The sequence below is a fragment of the Paenarthrobacter sp. genome, from assembly GCF_031180005.1.
Lineage (GTDB): Bacteria > Actinomycetota > Actinomycetes > Actinomycetales > Micrococcaceae > Arthrobacter.
Genome location: NZ_JAPSHI010000018.1, coordinates 58,259 through 75,073, shown reverse-complemented (window position 1 = coordinate 75,073; position 16,815 = coordinate 58,259). Strand labels below are relative to the sequence as shown.

18 protein-coding genes, 2 tRNA genes and 1 other RNA gene are annotated in these 16,815 nt (G+C 61.0%); 11 read left to right on the top strand and 10 right to left on the bottom strand.

Going from position 1 to position 16,815, the window contains the following annotated elements; all coding sequences use genetic code 11:
• The first annotated feature begins 7 nt into the window (after window positions 1-7).
• Window positions 8-745, top strand: coding sequence for a C4-type zinc ribbon domain-containing protein (locus RIF72_RS14000; RefSeq protein ID WP_309075465.1), 738 nt, complete (start codon window positions 8-10; stop codon window positions 743-745).
• 12 nt (window positions 746-757) lie between these two features.
• Here the strand turns inward: RIF72_RS14000 and RIF72_RS13995 are convergent, their stop codons facing one another.
• Window positions 758-1,522 carry a peroxide stress protein YaaA gene (locus RIF72_RS13995; RefSeq protein WP_309075464.1) on the bottom strand — a complete coding sequence of 255 codons (765 nt, stop codon included), beginning with the start codon at window positions 1,520-1,522 and terminating at the stop codon, window positions 758-760.
• Between the two features lie 57 nt (window positions 1,523-1,579).
• Here RIF72_RS13995 and rnpB point away from each other — a divergent pair.
• From rnpB to RIF72_RS13975, 4 genes are all read left to right on the top strand, one after another.
• An RNA gene (gene rnpB, locus RIF72_RS13990) (RNase P RNA component class A) lies at window positions 1,580-1,972 on the top strand.
• A gap of 263 nt (window positions 1,973-2,235) precedes the next feature.
• On the top strand, window positions 2,236-3,723 hold the full coding sequence (locus tag RIF72_RS13985; protein ID WP_309075463.1) for a glyceraldehyde-3-phosphate dehydrogenase: 1,488 nt from the start codon (window positions 2,236-2,238) through the stop codon (window positions 3,721-3,723).
• Window positions 3,724-3,796: 73 nt separating this feature from the next.
• Window positions 3,797-4,006 (top strand): hypothetical protein, encoded by a 210-nt coding sequence (locus tag RIF72_RS13980; protein WP_017200613.1) that lies wholly within the window; start codon window positions 3,797-3,799, stop codon window positions 4,004-4,006.
• A 123-nt stretch (window positions 4,007-4,129) separates the two neighbouring features.
• Window positions 4,130-4,930, top strand: a complete 801-nt coding sequence (locus RIF72_RS13975; RefSeq protein WP_309075462.1) for an HNH endonuclease family protein — start codon at window positions 4,130-4,132, stop codon at window positions 4,928-4,930.
• Here RIF72_RS13975 and RIF72_RS13970 read toward each other — a convergent pair.
• The 4 genes from RIF72_RS13970 to orn form a co-directional block, all read right to left on the bottom strand.
• Window positions 4,915-5,727 carry an acyltransferase domain-containing protein gene (locus RIF72_RS13970; RefSeq protein ID WP_309075461.1) on the bottom strand — a complete coding sequence of 271 codons (813 nt, stop codon included), beginning with the start codon at window positions 5,725-5,727 and terminating at the stop codon, window positions 4,915-4,917. The genes RIF72_RS13975 and RIF72_RS13970 overlap by 16 nt on opposite strands.
• Before the next feature lie 3 nt (window positions 5,728-5,730).
• Window positions 5,731-6,303 carry a peptide deformylase gene (gene def, locus RIF72_RS13965; RefSeq protein WP_309075460.1) on the bottom strand — a complete coding sequence of 191 codons (573 nt, stop codon included), beginning with the start codon at window positions 6,301-6,303 and terminating at the stop codon, window positions 5,731-5,733.
• 126 nt (window positions 6,304-6,429) lie between these two features.
• Window positions 6,430-6,505, bottom strand: a tRNA-His gene (locus tag RIF72_RS13960).
• Window positions 6,506-6,637: 132 nt separating this feature from the next.
• Complete coding sequence (gene orn, locus RIF72_RS13955; RefSeq protein ID WP_309075459.1) at window positions 6,638-7,273, bottom strand: oligoribonuclease; 636 nt, start codon at window positions 7,271-7,273, stop codon at window positions 6,638-6,640.
• Between the two features lie 147 nt (window positions 7,274-7,420).
• On the opposite strand from orn, the gene mptB reads away from it, so the two are divergent.
• The gene (mptB, locus tag RIF72_RS13950; protein WP_309075458.1) at window positions 7,421-8,977 is read left to right on the top strand and encodes a polyprenol phosphomannose-dependent alpha 1,6 mannosyltransferase MptB; all 1,557 of its coding nucleotides are present in this window, start codon (window positions 7,421-7,423) and stop codon (window positions 8,975-8,977) included.
• Between the two features lie 36 nt (window positions 8,978-9,013).
• On the opposite strand, the gene RIF72_RS13945 is transcribed toward mptB, so the two are convergent.
• Window positions 9,014-9,700: a DNA alkylation repair protein gene (locus tag RIF72_RS13945; RefSeq protein ID WP_309075457.1), complete on the bottom strand. Its 687-nt coding sequence runs from the start codon at window positions 9,698-9,700 to the stop codon at window positions 9,014-9,016.
• 194 nt (window positions 9,701-9,894) lie between these two features.
• Here RIF72_RS13945 and map point away from each other — a divergent pair, with 194 nt between their 5' ends.
• Complete coding sequence (gene map / locus RIF72_RS13940) at window positions 9,895-10,662, top strand: type I methionyl aminopeptidase (protein WP_309075456.1); 768 nt, start codon at window positions 9,895-9,897, stop codon at window positions 10,660-10,662.
• A gap of 130 nt (window positions 10,663-10,792) precedes the next feature.
• Here map and RIF72_RS13935 read toward each other — a convergent pair whose 3' ends face one another.
• The gene (locus tag RIF72_RS13935; RefSeq protein ID WP_309075455.1) at window positions 10,793-11,347 is read right to left on the bottom strand and encodes a single-stranded DNA-binding protein; all 555 of its coding nucleotides are present in this window, start codon (window positions 11,345-11,347) and stop codon (window positions 10,793-10,795) included.
• Between the two features lie 206 nt (window positions 11,348-11,553).
• Between RIF72_RS13935 and RIF72_RS13930 the strand changes: the two genes are divergently transcribed.
• From RIF72_RS13930 to ettA, 3 genes are all read left to right on the top strand, one after another.
• Window positions 11,554-11,626 (top strand) — tRNA-Arg (locus RIF72_RS13930).
• Window positions 11,627-11,691: 65 nt separating this feature from the next.
• Window positions 11,692-12,180: a DUF6993 domain-containing protein gene (locus tag RIF72_RS13925; protein ID WP_309075454.1), complete on the top strand. Its 489-nt coding sequence runs from the start codon at window positions 11,692-11,694 to the stop codon at window positions 12,178-12,180.
• A gap of 55 nt (window positions 12,181-12,235) precedes the next feature.
• Entirely contained in the window at window positions 12,236-13,918 is a 1,683-nt protein-coding gene (gene ettA / locus RIF72_RS13920) for an energy-dependent translational throttle protein EttA (protein WP_011775070.1), read from the top strand.
• A gap of 64 nt (window positions 13,919-13,982) precedes the next feature.
• Here ettA and RIF72_RS13915 read toward each other — a convergent pair whose 3' ends face one another.
• Window positions 13,983-14,888 carry an acyl-CoA thioesterase II gene (locus RIF72_RS13915; protein WP_309075453.1) on the bottom strand — a complete coding sequence of 302 codons (906 nt, stop codon included), beginning with the start codon at window positions 14,886-14,888 and terminating at the stop codon, window positions 13,983-13,985.
• Window positions 14,889-14,951: 63 nt separating this feature from the next.
• Here RIF72_RS13915 and RIF72_RS13910 point away from each other — a divergent pair, with 63 nt between their 5' ends.
• Window positions 14,952-15,623: a hypothetical protein gene (locus RIF72_RS13910; RefSeq protein ID WP_309075452.1), complete on the top strand. Its 672-nt coding sequence runs from the start codon at window positions 14,952-14,954 to the stop codon at window positions 15,621-15,623.
• A 3-nt stretch (window positions 15,624-15,626) separates the two neighbouring features.
• Here the strand turns inward: RIF72_RS13910 and RIF72_RS13905 are convergent, their stop codons facing one another.
• Together RIF72_RS13905 and RIF72_RS13900 are read right to left on the bottom strand one after the other, a co-directional pair.
• Complete coding sequence (locus RIF72_RS13905; RefSeq protein ID WP_309075451.1) at window positions 15,627-16,109, bottom strand: globin; 483 nt, start codon at window positions 16,107-16,109, stop codon at window positions 15,627-15,629.
• Window positions 16,102-16,800, bottom strand: coding sequence for a mechanosensitive ion channel domain-containing protein (locus RIF72_RS13900; protein ID WP_309075450.1), 699 nt, complete (start codon window positions 16,798-16,800; stop codon window positions 16,102-16,104). Before RIF72_RS13900 ends, RIF72_RS13905 begins: the two co-directional genes overlap by 8 nt.
• Window positions 16,801-16,815: the final 15 nt, after the last annotated feature.

Sequence of the window (16,815 nt, the reverse complement as noted above, 5' to 3'; positions counted from 1 at the left end):
GGTAAGCGTGGCGAAAGCAGCACCGGCAGAACAATTGAAATTGCTTGAACTGCAGGGACTGGATGCCAAGCTCAGGTCGCTTGCCGGCCGCCGTAAGGTTCTTGAAACAGATCCACGCATCACCGATCTCACAGACGCGTTGAACGTGGCCAACGGTGAACTTGGCGCGGCCAAGGTAGCCGTCCACGATGCCGAGGCCGAGCTCCGCCGGGCGGAAGCCGACGTTGAGCAGGTGGCTACCCGCATTGAACGCGATGAAACCAGGCTGAACAGCGGTACAGGCCTGTCCAAGGACCTGGTGGCCCTGCAGAGCGATATCGCTTCGCTGAACAAGCGCCGTTCGGACCTTGAAGATGTGGAGCTCGAAATCCTGGAGCGCTTGGATACGCTGCGGGAACGTCAAGCTGCCCAGCAGTCCATCGTGGACGATATCCAGGGCTCGTTCGGCAGCATCCGGGCCGAGCTGGACGAGGCTATTGCGGAGATTGCCGCCGAAGAAACGGTGGTCCGTGGACAACGTGCCGCCTTCGCGGAATCCCTGGATGCGGGAGCGCTGGCCATCTACGAGAAGACCATTGCCAAGCGGGGAGTTGGTGCAGCCCGGCTTTTCCACGGTAAGTCCGAGGGCTCAGGCATGATGCTCAGCCCAGGCGACCTTGCGGAAGTCAAAGCTGCAGCAGAGGACGACATTGTTTTTTGCCCGGACTCAGGCGTCATCCTGGTGCGTTCGGCGGAGTGGAACTGACCCGGCCCAGTCTCAGCTGGACAGGATGATGTTGAGCGCGTGCGGCTTCCGGGCCGTGCCCTCAACAAGTTCCGCCGTCCAGATTTCCCGCGCGGCCTTCAGGAGCTGATCCGGGGATGCCGGCGCCTTGCCACGCCGGGTCAGCAAGTGTCGCGCCAGTTCCCCGCGGGTGTGTTTGGCGAAGTGGCTGACAACCGTACGCTTGCCGTTTACCTCGTTGAAGACGTTGACGTTAACAGTGTGCGTCGCTGGCGGAGCCCAGGCTGCGGCATAAGTGCTCGATCGACAATCCACCAGAAGCTCGTTCTCGGCACGTGAGGCGAGGGCTGCGTTAAGCTGCGGCTTCCAGTAGGAGGCGAGGCGTCCGACGTCGGGCAGTGCAGTTCCCATGGACAGCCGGTAGGCGGGTACATGGTCGCCAAAGCCGATGGCGCCCCACAGGGCGGAAACCACCAGGACGGATTCGTTCGCCTTCCGGCGCTGCGTCGGGGTCATGCTGTTGTAGCCAAGGGCGTCGTACAGAACCCCGGAATAGACCTGATGCGCCGGAGCGACCGGTTCGGCATGCAACCGTGTATTACGTTCGACGTCGTCACGCAGTGAGGCGCCCACCCCCAACAGAGCGAGGGCATCCTCGTGCGCGCTCACCGTACCCAGCGCTTCGAGCACCTTTGCCCGGTACGGGTTCAGTTCAGGAAAGCTCAGCGATTCCCAGTCGATGGAGGGGCCGTTGGCAGCGGGGGTTTTACCTTCGGAAGGCGGCAGCAGAATCAGCACCAGTCGATATTACCGGGGACTTTGCCCGGTCCCAACGCCGGTAGACTGGACAACGGATGGGTCGACCAGGCGGTCGCGCGTCACGAGAGTGGCTCGAGGAACGTCCGGGCTCCGCAGAGCAGGGTGGTGGGTAACGCCCACTCGGGGTAACCCGCAGGCCAGTGCCACAGAGAACAGACCGCCTGCGCGTCACGATGTTCTGCATCGCGGGGTAGCAGGTAAGGGTGAAACGGTGGTGTAAGAGACCACCAGCTCCCTGGGTGACCGGGGAGGCTAGGTAAACCCCACCCGGAGCAAGGCCAGACAGGACACGCTTGAGGGCTGCTCGCCCGAGTGTCCGGGTAGGCTGCTGGAGGGCGTCGGCAACGGCGTTCGTAGATGGATGGCCGCCACTCCTTTGCCGGTAACGGCAGGGGATGACAGAACCCGGCGTATCGGTCGACCCATCCATTTATTACCCCCGGATTTCCGCCGTGTGAGTGATTTCACGCCGCGGGGCGGCCTTCACCGCTTCCTTCCGCCCTAGAATGGTTACTGAACGTAGATGTTCTGCCGCCGGGACTGCGTTCGCAGCCGGCGGATTTTCTTTGCTCTCGTTCAAGGCGCTGTGGGTGGACCGAAGCCCGCCGGCGCATGAGCCGCAGGACTACTCCGGGCGGCCGCTGCCATCTGCATACGAGGACGTATGTGGTTGACCCAAGGAAGGTAGTTCTGTGAGCCAGACGTCAGATTCTTGTCTTGATAAGTGGATGGGCCGGGAGGCTCTCGCCGAGGCCATGATTCCGGTGATCGGCCGGTTGTACCGGGAAAACAACGTGGTCACGAGCATCCACGGCCGGAGCCTGATCAACAAGTCCACCATGAACATCCTGAAGGCCCACCGCTTTGCGCGCCGGATGAGCAACCACGAGCTGCTGCTCGAAGAGACCGCACCGCTGCTGAACGCCCTGTCCGAGCTGGAACTCGGCGCAGCAGCCATTGATATTGCACGTTTGACAGAGAAGTTCCGGGCTGAAGGCAACGGTGCCTCGCTGGATGAGTACCTGCGTGCCGAGCTCGCCGAAATCGTGGGAAAGCGTGGCGCAGACGACCGCACCAGCACCGATGTCGTTCTTTACGGCTTTGGTCGAATCGGACGCCTCCTGGCCCGCATCCTCATTGAGAAGGCCGGCGGCGGGCACGGTCTGCGACTCCGCGCCATCGTGGTGCGCAAGGGTGCAGAGAATGATCTTGTGAAGCGCGCCAGCCTCCTGCGTCGCGACTCCGTGCACGGTTCCTTCGAGGGCACCATTCGCGTGGACGAGGAAGCGAACACAATCACCGCCAACGGTGTGCAAATCCAGGTCATCTACTCGGACAACCCCGCCACGGTGGACTACACGGCCTTCGGCATCAAGGACGCCCTGGTGGTGGACAACACGGGTCGCTGGCGCGACGCCGAGGGCCTTTCCCAGCACCTGCAGAGCAAGGGTGTTTCCCGTGTGCTGCTGACTGCACCGGGCAAGGGCGAGCTCAAGAACATCGTCCACGGCATCAACCACCGGGACATCTCGGATGATGACAAGATCGTCACCGCGGCGTCCTGCACCACCAACGCCATTACGCCGGTGCTGAAAGCCATCAACGACAAATTCGGCATCATCCACGGCCACGTTGAGACCGTGCACTCCTTCACCAATGACCAGAACCTGATCGACAACTTCCACAAGGGTGATCGCCGCGGCCGTTCCGCAGCCCTGAACATGGTCATCACGGAGACCGGTGCAGCCAAGGCAGTAGCCAAGGCGCTTCCGGAATTGCAGGGCAAGCTCACGGGCAATGCCATCCGCGTTCCTACCCCTGATGTCTCCATGGCAATCCTGAACCTCAACCTGGAGAAGGGCACCAACCGCGACGAGGTCAACGACTTCCTCCGCGAAATGTCATTGCACTCCGATCTCCGCAAGCAGATTGACTACATCGATTCTCCCGATGTTGTTTCCACTGACTTCGTCGGCTCCCGCCGAGCGGGCATCGTTGATGGCCTCGCAACCATTTCCAACGACAAGAACCTCGTTCTTTACGTCTGGTACGACAACGAATTCGGCTACTCCTGCCAGGTTGTCCGCGTCATGGAAGAAATGGCCGGCGTGAACCCGCCGTCGTTCCCGGCACGCGACGTGGTTGCTCCCATCGCAGTGCTTGAAGGCGCCGGCGCCTAAGCACGCCGAAGTATTCACGGGTTTCCCGGCTGAGTCACTGGTATCAGCCGGGAAACCTGACCAAAATAGGTTCATGGAAAACGAATCAACGTTGGAACATGAGACCACCCTGGAACACGCGTTGGACGTCGCCAAGGCCAACCACAAGCAGGCCCAGAAACTTCTGGACCAGGCCATAGCGGCCAACGCCGCCGGTGACGTCCCGGATCAGCGCGTGGAACAACTACGTGGCCTCCTCGCGCTGGCAACAGAGGACCTGCAGCGCGTAATGCGTGAGCAATAGCCCTCTGACGCGCCCCATCTCCGCAGTGTGACTTCTCCTGCACACTGTGGATAGCGACTCTGACTGTCGGGGCCTTGTCCTACGCTCGTAGGACATTGCTAGTTCCCCACCGGATGGAGTCCCTTGAGCATCACATGGTCTGCCTACAAACGTGCGCGGCGCAGGTCACGTCAGGCGTGGGCCATTCTTGGCCTGGCCGCCGTAACCGTGGTGGCAGGCCTTTCCTGGTACTTCACCACGGGTCAATTCAGTGCCGCTGAACCGTGGGCCGACGGCCCCAGTGAAGCACCCGTCTACAATCCCGGCTGGATGAAACCCCTTCGGGGTGGGGTGCGCGTTGCCCCGGAAAAGGCGAGCGACGCCTTGGAGCGACTCCCGGTCAAAGGGCGCGCGGCCAAGTCGAACTACGATAGGGCCGCCTTCGGGCAAGCTTGGGCGGACGCTGACCGCAATGGGTGCGATACCAGAAATGACATTCTCCGGCGGGATCTTTCGGGGGTCGAATTCACGGAAGGTTCATCGTGCAAGGTTGCCGGCGGTAGCTTCCATGAACCCTACACGGGGGCGCAGGTGACGTTCCGAAGAGGCCAGGGCACCAGCGCTGCAGTTCAAATCGATCACGTGGTGGCCCTCGCCGACGCTTGGCAAAAGGGCGCCCAGCAGCTCACGGTGCAGCAGCGGCAAACGTTCGCGAACGATCCGCTGAACCTGATCGCCGTCGATGGTCCGGCCAATGTTAAGAAGGGCGCAGGTGACGCGGCCACGTGGCTGCCGGCCAACAAGAACTTTCGCTGCCACTACGTCGCGCGGCAGGTTTCCGTGAAAGCGGCCTACAAGCTCTGGGTTACGCAGGCCGAGAAGGACTCCATGAAGCGGGTTCTGTCCTCCTGCACTGAACAGCAAACCATCTACAGTGCCAGGTGACCGTGCCCCAGTTGCCAGATGCCGCCGTCGTCGATCCGCTCCAGGACCACGCGCTGGAGTGAGGTTTCCCGTGGGAGCTTATCCAGGTCATGAAGGCCCCGCTGCCTGAACGTGAAGTAGATGGCATCGGTCGGGGCGTCAGTGCAGTGGTCGAGCGTGAAGCGTCGGGCAAACGACGCGATGTTGCTGTCCGGCAGGCGCTCGACGAGATACGGGTCCAGCATCCATGAGTCGCACGTGGCTTTGTGCGCAGGCTTGTCTGGAAAATGCCGGGAAAAGAACAATCTCGCTTCCGCAAAACTGGCATCCACCAGCGCAGGGGAGAGGCCTCCATCTTCGGGTATGTGGACGCCGAGAAGCCAGTCAGGGCCCCGATCATTGGCCGGAACCAAATGGAACTGAAGCCGGCCCAACCGGAACAGATTGCCGGCCATATGCAACGTCAGCCAGCTCCAGGTGTCCAGCCCAAAACGGCCGTGGACCCGTCTGTTGATACGAAGCTGCAAACCCATGTCTGCCAAGGATGCAGCCGAGACAGCCGGACTGATTCCGAGCTCCAGATGGTACGCGTGAACTGAGGGCGCGAAGCGGAGGAGTGCTTCGACCCACACCGTCTCCACAGCGCCGTCGGCCCGGATGCTGTCTACTGGAAAGGTCCCCAGCCGTTCCTGCATCGCCTTCATGGCCTGCAGAACAGGCGCGTCCGGAGGCGTCTCCAGAAGGTGTGTGCATTCAATGGCGTCTTGGCCGGTGATGTCCAAGAGCTCAAAAAGCTCTGCGTGGGGGCTGGCGGCCATGGCTTAGTGCCCGAACGGATCGGGATCGACGCCGGGCATCCAGGTCAGGCCTGGCACGCCCCAGCCTTTCTTCTTGGCTTGCTTGAGCGCCTTCTTTGAGTAACGGTCCACGAGGCGGTTGACGTACAGTTTGCCGTCCAAATGATCGAACTCGTGTTGCAGGATTCTGGCGAACCAGCCTGTCGCTTCGAAATCCAGGGGATTGCCGTCGCCGTCAAAGCCCTGAACCCGTGTCCATTCAGCGCGCTGCAACGGGTAGTACTCGCCGGGGAAGGACAAGCAGCCCTCAACGTGTTCATCAGGATCTGGAAGCGCGCCGGAGACCTTGGACAGGGTCAGCACCGGATTGACTACCACGCCCTGTTCGGGGACGTCGTCATCGTTGGCGTACTTGTAGACAAACAGGCGCTTGCCCACGCCGATCTGGGGCGCGGCCAGCCCCACCCCGTTAGCAGCGTCATTGGTCTCGAACATGTCCGCGATCAAGGCGCGGAGTTCGTCGTCAAAAGCCTCGACTTCACTTGCCCGGCGGTGCAAAACAGGTTCGCCCCAAATAGTGACTGGCAGGACGGTCATCTCGGTTTTCCTTCGTCTAGCGCTGCGGTCCGGAAGCGGCCTTGGTCCGCCCTTCGGTTAAAAGCAAAGGCCGCACCGGATAACCGGTGCGGCCTTTGTGGAAACCGGCTCTGGAGCCAATCTCGGTGGGGTGAGCTACGGGGGTTGAACCCGCGACCTCCTGGACCACAACCAGGCGCTCTGCCAACTGAGCTAAGCCCACCATGTGCCTTTTTGGGCTGAACCGTTTGACCGGCTTTCCTTCAAGGCAACGACAAATAGCTTACCTGCTGTTTTGGGGTGCAAAGTCCACTTTTGCCGCTTTTTGCGAAAAAACCTCGAAAAATGGTGCAGATCACACTTTTTCGCTGGTCCCCAGGATCTCCGCCGTAGCAATGATGTCCTTGGAAATGCGCTGTGCCGTCGCTGTGTCCGGTCCCGGCGCCGGAACGAAGACGGCTTGCCGGTAGTAACGGAGTTCGTCAATGGAGTCCTTGATATCGCCCAAAGCGCGGTGGCCGCCATGTTTGGCCGGCGACTGGAAATACGCACGCGGGAACCAGCGGCGTGAGAGCTCTTTGATGGTGCTGACGTCGATCACGCGGTAATGGAGGTGCTCTACGATGTTCGGCATGTCCCTGGCCAGGAACATGCGGTCTGTTCCCACCGAGTTTCCACCCAAGGGAGCCTTGCCCGGATCCGGGACCCACTTCTCGATGTATTCAAGGACCTGCGCCTCTGCTTCAGCCATGGTCTTCCCCTGGGGGAGCTCGTCCAAGAGCTTGGAGCGGGTGTGCATGTCCCGCACGAAATCGTTCATTTGTTCCAGCGCGGCGTCATCCGGCTTGATGACGACGTCTACGCCGTCGCCCAGAATGTTGAGCTCGGAATCCGTCACCAACGCTGCAACCTCGATCAAGGCGTCGTTCGTGAGGTCCAAACCGGTCATTTCGCAGTCGATCCAGACGATGCGTTCATTAGTAATAGGCACGCGCCCAGCCTATCCCTCAGTGGCTTCCAAGTGCTCCGATGGTACGATTTTTGAGCGCGGCAGTGTCGTTTTTTTCCTGTTGCCGAAAGCCCCCATGACGCAGAATTTGACCCGACCACAGCGGGTGAACGATTGGATGACGACCACATGACGGTGCCAGTACCCGCCGCCCAGTTGGCAGGGGCAGCGACGCCGTCAGCTGACGCCGTTGCCGGCGAGGTGGATAACGCACGTTCGCCGCTGATCGCTGGCTTCGTTGGTTCGATGTTCATGGTGTTCGGCTCACTGGGCGTAGGTTGGCTTGCTCCGGTCTCGGAACTTCGTCGCCTCCCGCTCTTCATATGGATGCGCACCGAAGGTGTGGGCGTCGCTCTCTCCATAGTTTTGCTGGCCATCGGTGGCATGTTGCTCGTCCGTGCCTGGCTACGGCTGGGACAGCGTGTCCGGGTTTGGGGGTTGGAGGCGAGGAAAGCAACGCTGCAGGCTGTAGCAGCTTGGGGCCTGCCCATGATGTTCACCGTTCCCCTTTTCAGCAGGGACGTTTACGCGTATATCGGCCAGGGCCGGTTGATGGTGGAAGGGATAAATCCTTATGAGAACGGGATTTCGGCCCTGCCCAACTACTTCCAGCTCGGCGCAGACAAGATGTGGACCGAAGCGCCGGTTCCCTACGGTCAGTTGTTCTTGTGGATTGAGCAATTTGTAGTGTGGGTCACCAACGTGCAGCCGGAAGCGAGCATCATGCTTTTTCGGCTTGTTGCTGCTGCGGGGGTCATCCTCTGCATCATCTACGTGCCGAAACTGGCGGAGCTCCATGGCGTAAATCCTCATAGGGCGCTGTGGCTGACGGCGGCCAACCCGCTATTTCTCACAAACTTCATCGCCAGCGTCCACAATGATGCCTTGATGATTGGGCTGGCACTGGCAGGCCTGTACTACTGCGCGACCCGCCGTGTCATTCTCGGACTGGTGCTGGTCACGCTCTCCATCTCGATTAAACCGATCACGGTGGTATTCCTACCGTTCATTGGGCTTCTGTGGGCAGGCAAGGATGCCTCGTGGCCGCGCAAGTTCCTGTATTGGTTCCTGACAGCAGCTCTGAGCTTTGGTCTTCTCTTCGCTTTGAGCCTCGTGAACGGCTTCGGATTCGGTTGGATCAACGGCCTGTCAGCGCCGGGCAGCGTATGGATTTGGTATGCGCCTGTGGGTCTCATCGGAATGGTTGTTGCCCTGATCTTCAACGCCTTTGGCCTGGACGGCTGGGCCATGGCGAAGTGGGTTTACGATATCGGCAAGGTGCTGATGGTTGCAGCGGTGGCTTGGCTGATTTTCAGGGGCGACTACGATCGCTTAATGCGCCGCTTGACCTTGGCCTTTGCCACCATTGTCCTGCTGGCGCCCATGATCCAGTCCTGGTACGTGGTGTGGCTGATCCCTCTGTTTGCCGTGACCGGCATCCGCAACGACTGGCAGGTCAAGGCTCTCTACTTCATCGTGTCGTTCTTCATGGTTTACGCGATCTCAGACCAATTGGACGTGTTCCCTTACCTTCAGAGCGAAGACCTGGGACTTGCCCTCATTCTGGCGCGTTACGCTGCCGCCCTTATTGCGCTCCTGTTCGCCATCTATCTGATCTTTGTGGACCCGAAGACCAAGAGTTTGTTCCGGGTGCGCGACGAATCCGGTCTGCGTCCCATTATCTGAAGACTCTCCGCTGGGTCGTGCCCGCTGCGTGCCCGCTCAGCTGGACGGCAACAGCCGCAATGCCTCGCGGGTGGACAGCGGACTCAAAGCCGCTGCGTTGTCGGCAGCGAATGCCTTGACCCATTCAGGATCCGTTTTGCTGTACTCACGGAGCGCCCACCCAATGGCCTTGCGGATGAAGAACTCGCTGTCGGCGAGGTTCGCTGAGATGACCGCTGCCAGGAGGCCGGTATCTGTCTTTGACTTGGCCCCTAGCTGTGCAGTGATTGCCGCCCGGCGAATCCACATGTCATGGTCCGTGGACCACTGCTGCAGTACAGGCGTCATGGTGGGCCTGTGCGCAAGAAGGAGCGCGCAGATCCGGTGTGAAACCCCGTCGACCAGGTCCCACCATGCACCCGTCCGGATGATCTCCTCATAGATGGGGAGCATCTGCAGGTCTTCTTTGACCATTCGCAGGCCTGTCAGGTCGATGGCTGCGTATCGCTCTTCACGGGCCTCCGCGTTGCGCCACAGCTCAAGAACGTCTTTTTGCAACTCAACCGGTGAGGCCACAGGGAACTGCTTCACGGCTTCTTTCACTATTCTGCGAACCTCGGGAACCCGGACGCCCCGGGAAGGCATGTCGGATTTCAAGTAAGCCTGGGCTCCGGCGCCCCGTTCCGCATCAGCGGCTGATCGGAGGGTTGACCGGATCGACTCCACGAGGACGTTGGGGTTCATGCCACAACTCTAGGTCGGTGATGGAGGAAGGCGATGGACGAAGGGGTGTGGGCCACTGCGCGGGAACTGTGGTCCCCGCTGTTCGGTCACCGTAGAGTGGGCACATTCGTACGCGCTGTTCCCGCACGGCCAACAGTGCCTTAGTTCACGCTGAAACAAACCAACTTCATCTCGGCAACAACGAAGGAATCCCGATGTCAATGCTGAAATCACCGGATCAAATCGCGATGATGCGTGAGGCCGGTCGCGTAGTGGCCAAGGCACTGTCCGCAGTCCGGGAACAAGCTGAAGTGGGTGTTTCCCTTAAGGAACTCGACGACGTCGCTGCCGCTTTAATCTCCGATGCCGGCGCAAAACCTGCCTTTCTGGATTACCACCCACGCTGGGCGGCGGTGCCGTTCCCCGGCGTCATCTGTACCAGTGTCAACGACGCCGTGGTGCACGGAATCCCGAATGGATACGTGCTGGAGGACGGCGATCTGCTCAGCGTGGACTGTGGTGCCTTTGTGGAAGGCTGGTGCGGTGATGCGGCCGTGAGCTTCGTCGTAGGGGCCGGAGACCCTGCCGATCATGAGTTGGTGAAAGCGACGGAAGCCGCGCTTGCCCGCGGCATCGATGCAGCCCGCATAGGAAACAAGATGGGTGACCTTGCCTACGCGATTGGTGGCGAGGCGAAACGCGCAGGATACGGGCTGTTGGCTGATCATGGCGGGCATGGCATTGGACGGACAATGCACGCCGAACCTCCCGTCCCCAACCTCGGTCGGCCTGGTCGGGGTATGAAGCTCGAAGAAGGCTTGGTCATTGCCATTGAGCCCATGTTGATCTTGGGCGGCAAGGACGATTACTACCACGACGAGGACGAATGGACTCTTCGTTCGGCCAACGGGCGACGTGCCGCCCACAGCGAACACACGGTAGCCGTCACGGCTGACGGCCCGATGATCCTCACCTTGCCGTAGTTTGGCGATCCTGCTTATCGAACAACAATTCCCTGCGGTCACCGGTCGATGTTCCGGCCCAACCATTGCCGGTAAGGGCGAACCACCGGCACCGGCACCGGGAGGGTTCGCCCTTGGTTCCGAACAACGATCAGACGCCGGCACCCACCAGTTCGCCTGTTGTGGTGTTAACCATTAGGGGACCGGTGCCATCAGCACCGTCAACGTCCGTCACGATGGACTCGTCCTCCGGTGGAACTTGTTCGTGGTCGTCCGAGTCCCAGTCATTGCTGCGGTCAGGGGTGCCGGGTGCCTCAACAGCAGGTGCTGCATCGGCAGGGGCTGAGGCGCCGCTCATTCGGGTGAAGTTGGCAGAGCCCCACATGAGGTCATGTCCCACTGATTCGGCGTCGATTTCGGCTACGTGGTAGACACGGCCCTCATGTTCCCATTGCCGCAACCGGAGCTTCCCAACGACGAGAACCCGCTGTCCCTTTTTCACACTGCATCCAACGTGTCCAGCGAGGTAGCGGAATGACTGAACCGTGTACCAGTTCGTGTTTCCGTCCACCCAGGTGTTGGTGGCGCGGTCGTAGCGACGTTCCGTGGTGCCCAGGCGAAACGAGGCAGTGGACGTGCCCCGTGTTGTGGTGGAGCTCTTGACCTCCGAGGCCACAAAGCCCCGGACTGTGATCATGTCATTCATGGTGGTCCTTCTCGGGTAGTGAAGTGCCTGTCCGGCTCTTTCAGCTTCATCCAGGGAAGTCAGGGAAGGGAGTGCCTCATGCACTTATGTGAATAACGGCGGTTGTGGAGGAGTAGAAGCACGTTGCATGGGATGGCAAGGAGTTGGCTGATCGCACTGTAAACTCTTTGTGGCGCCAGCGGCCCATGTGGTCATGACGCGAGTGCGCCCCAGTAGCTCAGGGGATAGAGCAGCGGCCTTCTAATCCGCCGGTCGGGGGTTCGATTCCCTCCTGGGGCACCGAAACATCCCCCTTGGGACAGTGTCCAAGGGGGATGTCACTTTTAAGGCAGAATAGCTAAGTGATGAGCAGGCGAACCGCACAGACATATGGCAGGGCAGCAGACGCATCGACTATTCGGGGCGCTGGGTTGTCGCTGATGATCGCCGCGGCACTGACGGTCACCGCATGCACTCCAACGCCTGCGTCATCCGCCGATCAGCCCACAGTGGCTCCGTCACCGTCCGTGAGTCCGCAAGCCACGGCCACCGTTGATCCCGCTGTGGCTGCAACCACCTCTGCCGTGGAGTCAACGCTTAGAACCTTGATAGCCGGTAACCCCAAACCCGACCGCGAAACCCTGCGTGCGGCCCTGGTTTCTGCAGGCATCCCCAACGCCAACGTAGAGGTGTCCGTGAGCAGTACGCCGACGGGCCTTGACGTGGATGCGATGGAAGCCGCAGCGCTGACGGGGGAGAGTTGCGTCATGGGTCAGATCCGCGACGGCGGAGTAGTGGTTACGGTGCTGCCTGTGCTGGCCACCGGAAAATGCTTCGTGGGAGACGCCCGCTAGCTCCACCGCGGGGCTCGAATGTGAGTTATGTACGCCTACCCATTAGATTTAAGGCATGGCGGAATTCATTTACACGATGACCAAGGCTCGCAAGGCCGTTGGCGACAAACTTATTCTGGACGACGTCAGCATGTCGTTCTTCCCTGGCGCGAAGATCGGCGTCGTGGGTCCGAACGGTGCTGGTAAGTCCACCATCCTGAAGATCATGGCCGGACTGGACACCCCGTCAAACGGCGAGGCCCGCCTGAGCCCCGGCTACACCGTGGGCATCCTCTTGCAGGAACCGCCGCTGAACGAGGAAAAGACAGTCCTGGGCAACGTCCAGGAGGGCGTTGGCGAGATCTACGGCAAGATCCAGCGCTTCAATGAGATCTCCGAAGAAATGGCCAACCCGGATGCGGACTACGAGACGCTCCTGGACGAAATGGGCAAGCTTCAGGAAGCCATTGACGCGGCGGATGCCTGGGACATCGACTCCCAGCTTGAGCAGGCCATGGACGCACTGCGCTGCCCGCCGGCTGATTCTGATGTCACAGTCCTCTCCGGTGGTGAGCGCCGCCGCGTAGCGCTGTGCAAGCTCCTCCTGCAGAAGCCCGATCTCCTGCTCCTTGATGAGCCCACCAACCACTTGGACGCCGAGAGCGTACTTTGGCTCGAGCAGCACCTGGCTCAGTACCCCGGCGCCGTGCTTGCCGTGACTCACGACCGTTACTTCCTGGACCACGTGGCTGAGTGGATCGCAGAGGTCGACCGCGGCCACCTCTACCCGTACGAAGGCAACTACTCCACCTACTTGGAGAAGAAGAAAGCCCGCCTTGAGGTCCAAGGCAAGAAGGACGCAAAGCTTTCCAAGCGCCTCACCGAAGAACTTGAGTGGGTGCGCTCCAACGCCAAGGGCCGCCAGACCAAGTCCAAGGCACGTCTGGCCCGCTACGAGGAAATGGCTGCCGAGGCCGAGCGCACCCGCAAGCTGGACTTCGAAGAAATCCAGATTCCGCCGGGACCGCGCCTGGGTTCTTTGGTCATCGAGGCCAAGAACCTGAAGAAGGGCTTCGACGATCGAGTGCTGATCGAGGACCTTTCCTTCTCCCTGCCCCGCAACGGCATCGTCGGCGTCATTGGTCCCAACGGTGTGGGTAAGTCCACGCTGTTCAAGACGATCGTCGGTATGGAGCCTTTGGACGATGGTGAGCTCAAGATCGGCGAGTCCGTGAAGATCTCCTACGTGGACCAGTCCCGTGGCGGTATCGATCCCAACAAGTCCCTCTGGGAAGTTGTCTCCGAAGGCCACGACTTCATCCAGGTCGGCCAGGTTGAAATGCCTTCGCGGGCCTACGTTTCGGCGTTTGGTTTCAAGGGACCGGACCAGCAGAAGAAGGCGGGTGTCCTCTCCGGTGGTGAGCGCAACCGCCTGAACCTGGCCCTGACGCTCAAGCAGGGTGGCAACCTCCTGCTCCTTGACGAACCTACCAACGACCTCGACGTCGAAACCCTGAGCAGCCTTGAGAATGCCCTTCTCGAATTCCCGGGTTGTGCAGTAGTCGTATCGCACGACCGCTGGTTCCTGGACCGGGTAGCGACTCACATCCTCGCCTACGAAGGTGACGACGAGAACCCCTCCAAGTGGTACTGGTTCGAGGGCAACTTCGACTCTTACGAGGAGAACAAGGTGGAGCGGCTCGGCCCCGATGCCGCCAAGCCGCACCGTGTAACGCACCGCCGCCTGACCCGCGACTAGTAGGTAACCGCAAATACGAGAGGCCGATCCCAGCAGGGATCGGCCTCTTGGCTTTAAGGCAAGACTACGGAATCCGAACCATGCCCTCCTGGGCCACCGTGGCAACATGCTGGCCTTCGCGGTTGAAGATGCGTCCGGTGGCGAGTCCCCTGGCACCCTGGGCGCTGGGGGATTCCTGCACGTAGAGCATCCACTCGTCCACCCGCACAGGGCGGTGCCACCACATTGCGTGATCGAGGCTGGCAACACTCATGCCGGGAGTCATCCAAGCCAGGCCGTGCTTACGGAGGATTGGTTCCAGCAGCGTGTAGTCGCTCGCGTATGCCAGGGCGGCCCGGTGGAGGTTGGGGTTGTCAGGAAGGGGCCCCATGGTCTTCATCCAGACAGCGTTGGTAGCTACGTGATCGGTGGGTGGGGAAACATAGAGAGCGGGGTCGATGTGGCGGACGTCGAAGGGCCGCTCCGAAGACATGTGCCGTGCCATGGGGTGATCGTAGTGGGACAACAGCTCGGCGGTGCTGGGCAGCGTTTCCGGATCAGGGATGCCTTCGGGCATCTGTGCCTGATGGTCCAGGCCGCTGTCTTCCACCTGGAAGGAGGCGATCATTGAGAGAATCGGCACACCGTCCTGGTAGGCGTGCACTCGGCGGGCCGAGAAGGACCGGCCATCCCGCAGCCTCTCCACACCGAAGGTGATGGGTTTGTTGGCATCACCCGGACGGAGAAAGTATCCGTGCATGGAATGCGCTACTCGGTCCGGTTCAACGGTCCTCATGCCGGCCATCATGGACTGCGCCAACACTTGGCCACCAAAAACGCGGTGCCTGGGTTGCTTTTGGGACGGCCCCAGGAAAATGTCCTCGTTGGTGCGGGCTCCGTCAAAGTCACCAAGATCCAGCAGGCCAATCAGCACTTCCATGGGGTCTTCTACGGGTGCTTCCACCTCGAGGCCAGCGTTCGTGTCAGTCATGGTTCGACTTTAGACGGCACCCCAACCCCTCTCAACCGTGGACATGCCGGTAGAGTCGATGATGTGACAGACGTCTTGACCCAGTCCTTCCGCTTCGCCGATCCCCGTGACCTCGCTGACCTGCGTACCTTCGTTACGCGAGCAAAGAGCATCGACGACGGCGCCATCCGCCTTCAGGCCACGGGCAATGTCCTGGCGGCCTATGTGTGTGTCCTGAGGCCACGTATCCTGGGCGAATCAACCCCTACAATTCTTGGCCTGCGAACCATGGCCCTGGCCGAGCCTGCCCAAGTCGACGTGACCGTGACGCTCGCGTCCGTCATGGACCGCTTGGCCCGATCAGGCGCCGAAGATGTGGAACTGCCCATCCCGCCGTCGACCGTTTCCGAATCCTGGGCGGGCGTTGGCGCGCCCCGGACCGGCTGGGAAGCCCAAGGAACAGTTCCCGACGCCGACCTCAAGACGGCTGCTGAGGCCGGCATTGCGGAGGTGGCGGGCGTCATTCCCGCTTTGGCGGGCGCCGCGGTAGTCAACACAGCCAGGGCAGCGGTGTGGGGCCGTGAGTTGCCAGGTCTGGGCGGGCTGCCGGCAGGTGCGGCTTTCGCGGCTTTCGCGTTGGGTTTCCTGGGCGAGTCTGAGCAGCAGGTCTTCCGAAATGGCCGCTGGTTCCGCCTGAGCGGCCCCCGCGGCCATGTGTTGGTCCGGACCGGAGCAGGCCTGGGGCTCGGTTTCTAGGACCTAGGCCTCGGGACCGGCCGAAGGGCTATTGACCATGGTCAGCGCTGCGCGCTCCATGTAGTCCCACAGCGTGCCCTCATGCAACGGCGAGAGCTCCAAGGAGTCCACGGCGGCGCGCATATGGAACAACCAGCGGTCCTTGGCTTCGGGGGTCACCCGGAACGGCATATGGCGCATGCGCAACCGTGGGTGGCCCCGTTCTTCGCCGTAGGTGGTGGGACCGCCCCAGTATTGCTCCAGGAACATGAGGAAGCGGCGCTTTGCCGGTTCGAGGTCCTCTTCGGGGTACATGGGTCGAAGCAACGGGTCAGTGGCTACGCCGTCGTAAAAGACGTCGATAAGCTTGACGAACGTCTCATGGCCACCGACTGCGGCGTAGAAGCTGTCCGTGTAGGCTGGCTGGCTGAACGGATCGTTCTGCATCAGCTGACGTCGGGGCCCTGCCTGCGGCGCTGGCGGTTGCCCACCTGCAGTGTTACTCATTGGACTTCTCCTCGGCTTTGGTGACGCGCGGTGCGCCTGCTGTGACGGGCGCAGCGGCAGCGCCGGGTTCGTCGCTGTTGTCCGGCGTTTCCAGCGGCACGTAGTCGCCCTGTGAACGGTTGCCCACACGGAGGATTTCGCCGTTGCGAAGGTACCAGATGGCGCCGTCCTCTGCGCGGACCCGTGTAATACGCAGGCCCACCGATTCAACGGTACCAATCACTTCGCTGGTAACAATGACGTCACCGATTCCGTATTGGTCCTCAATGGTGATGAAGATTCCTGCGAGGAAGTCGCGGATCAACTGCTGGGCGCCGAAACCGATGGCAACACCGAGGATGCCCACGCTGGTTAGGAGCGGCGCGACGTCCACGTTCATGTATTTGAGGACGTAGATGATCACGATCACCACCACCACAACGCTTACCAGGCTTGTCAGCAGCGAGCCGATGGTCTCGGCGCGCTGGGAGCGTCGTTCATGGTCCAAAGCACGGATAGCGGGTTGCACCCATTTGAAGTGCGGCTTCTTGAAGAAAGTACTGCCCGCCGAGACTCGTCGCGTGATGCGCAGGATGATGAACCGGGCCACGATCCACACAGCCAGGCCTACGCCCACCGTGATCAGAATCGACATGAGGTCGATTTTCTCGGGTTCGATGTTGATGGTTTCCGCCAGGGGGATGGAGGTCAAAGTGGAATAGCTCCT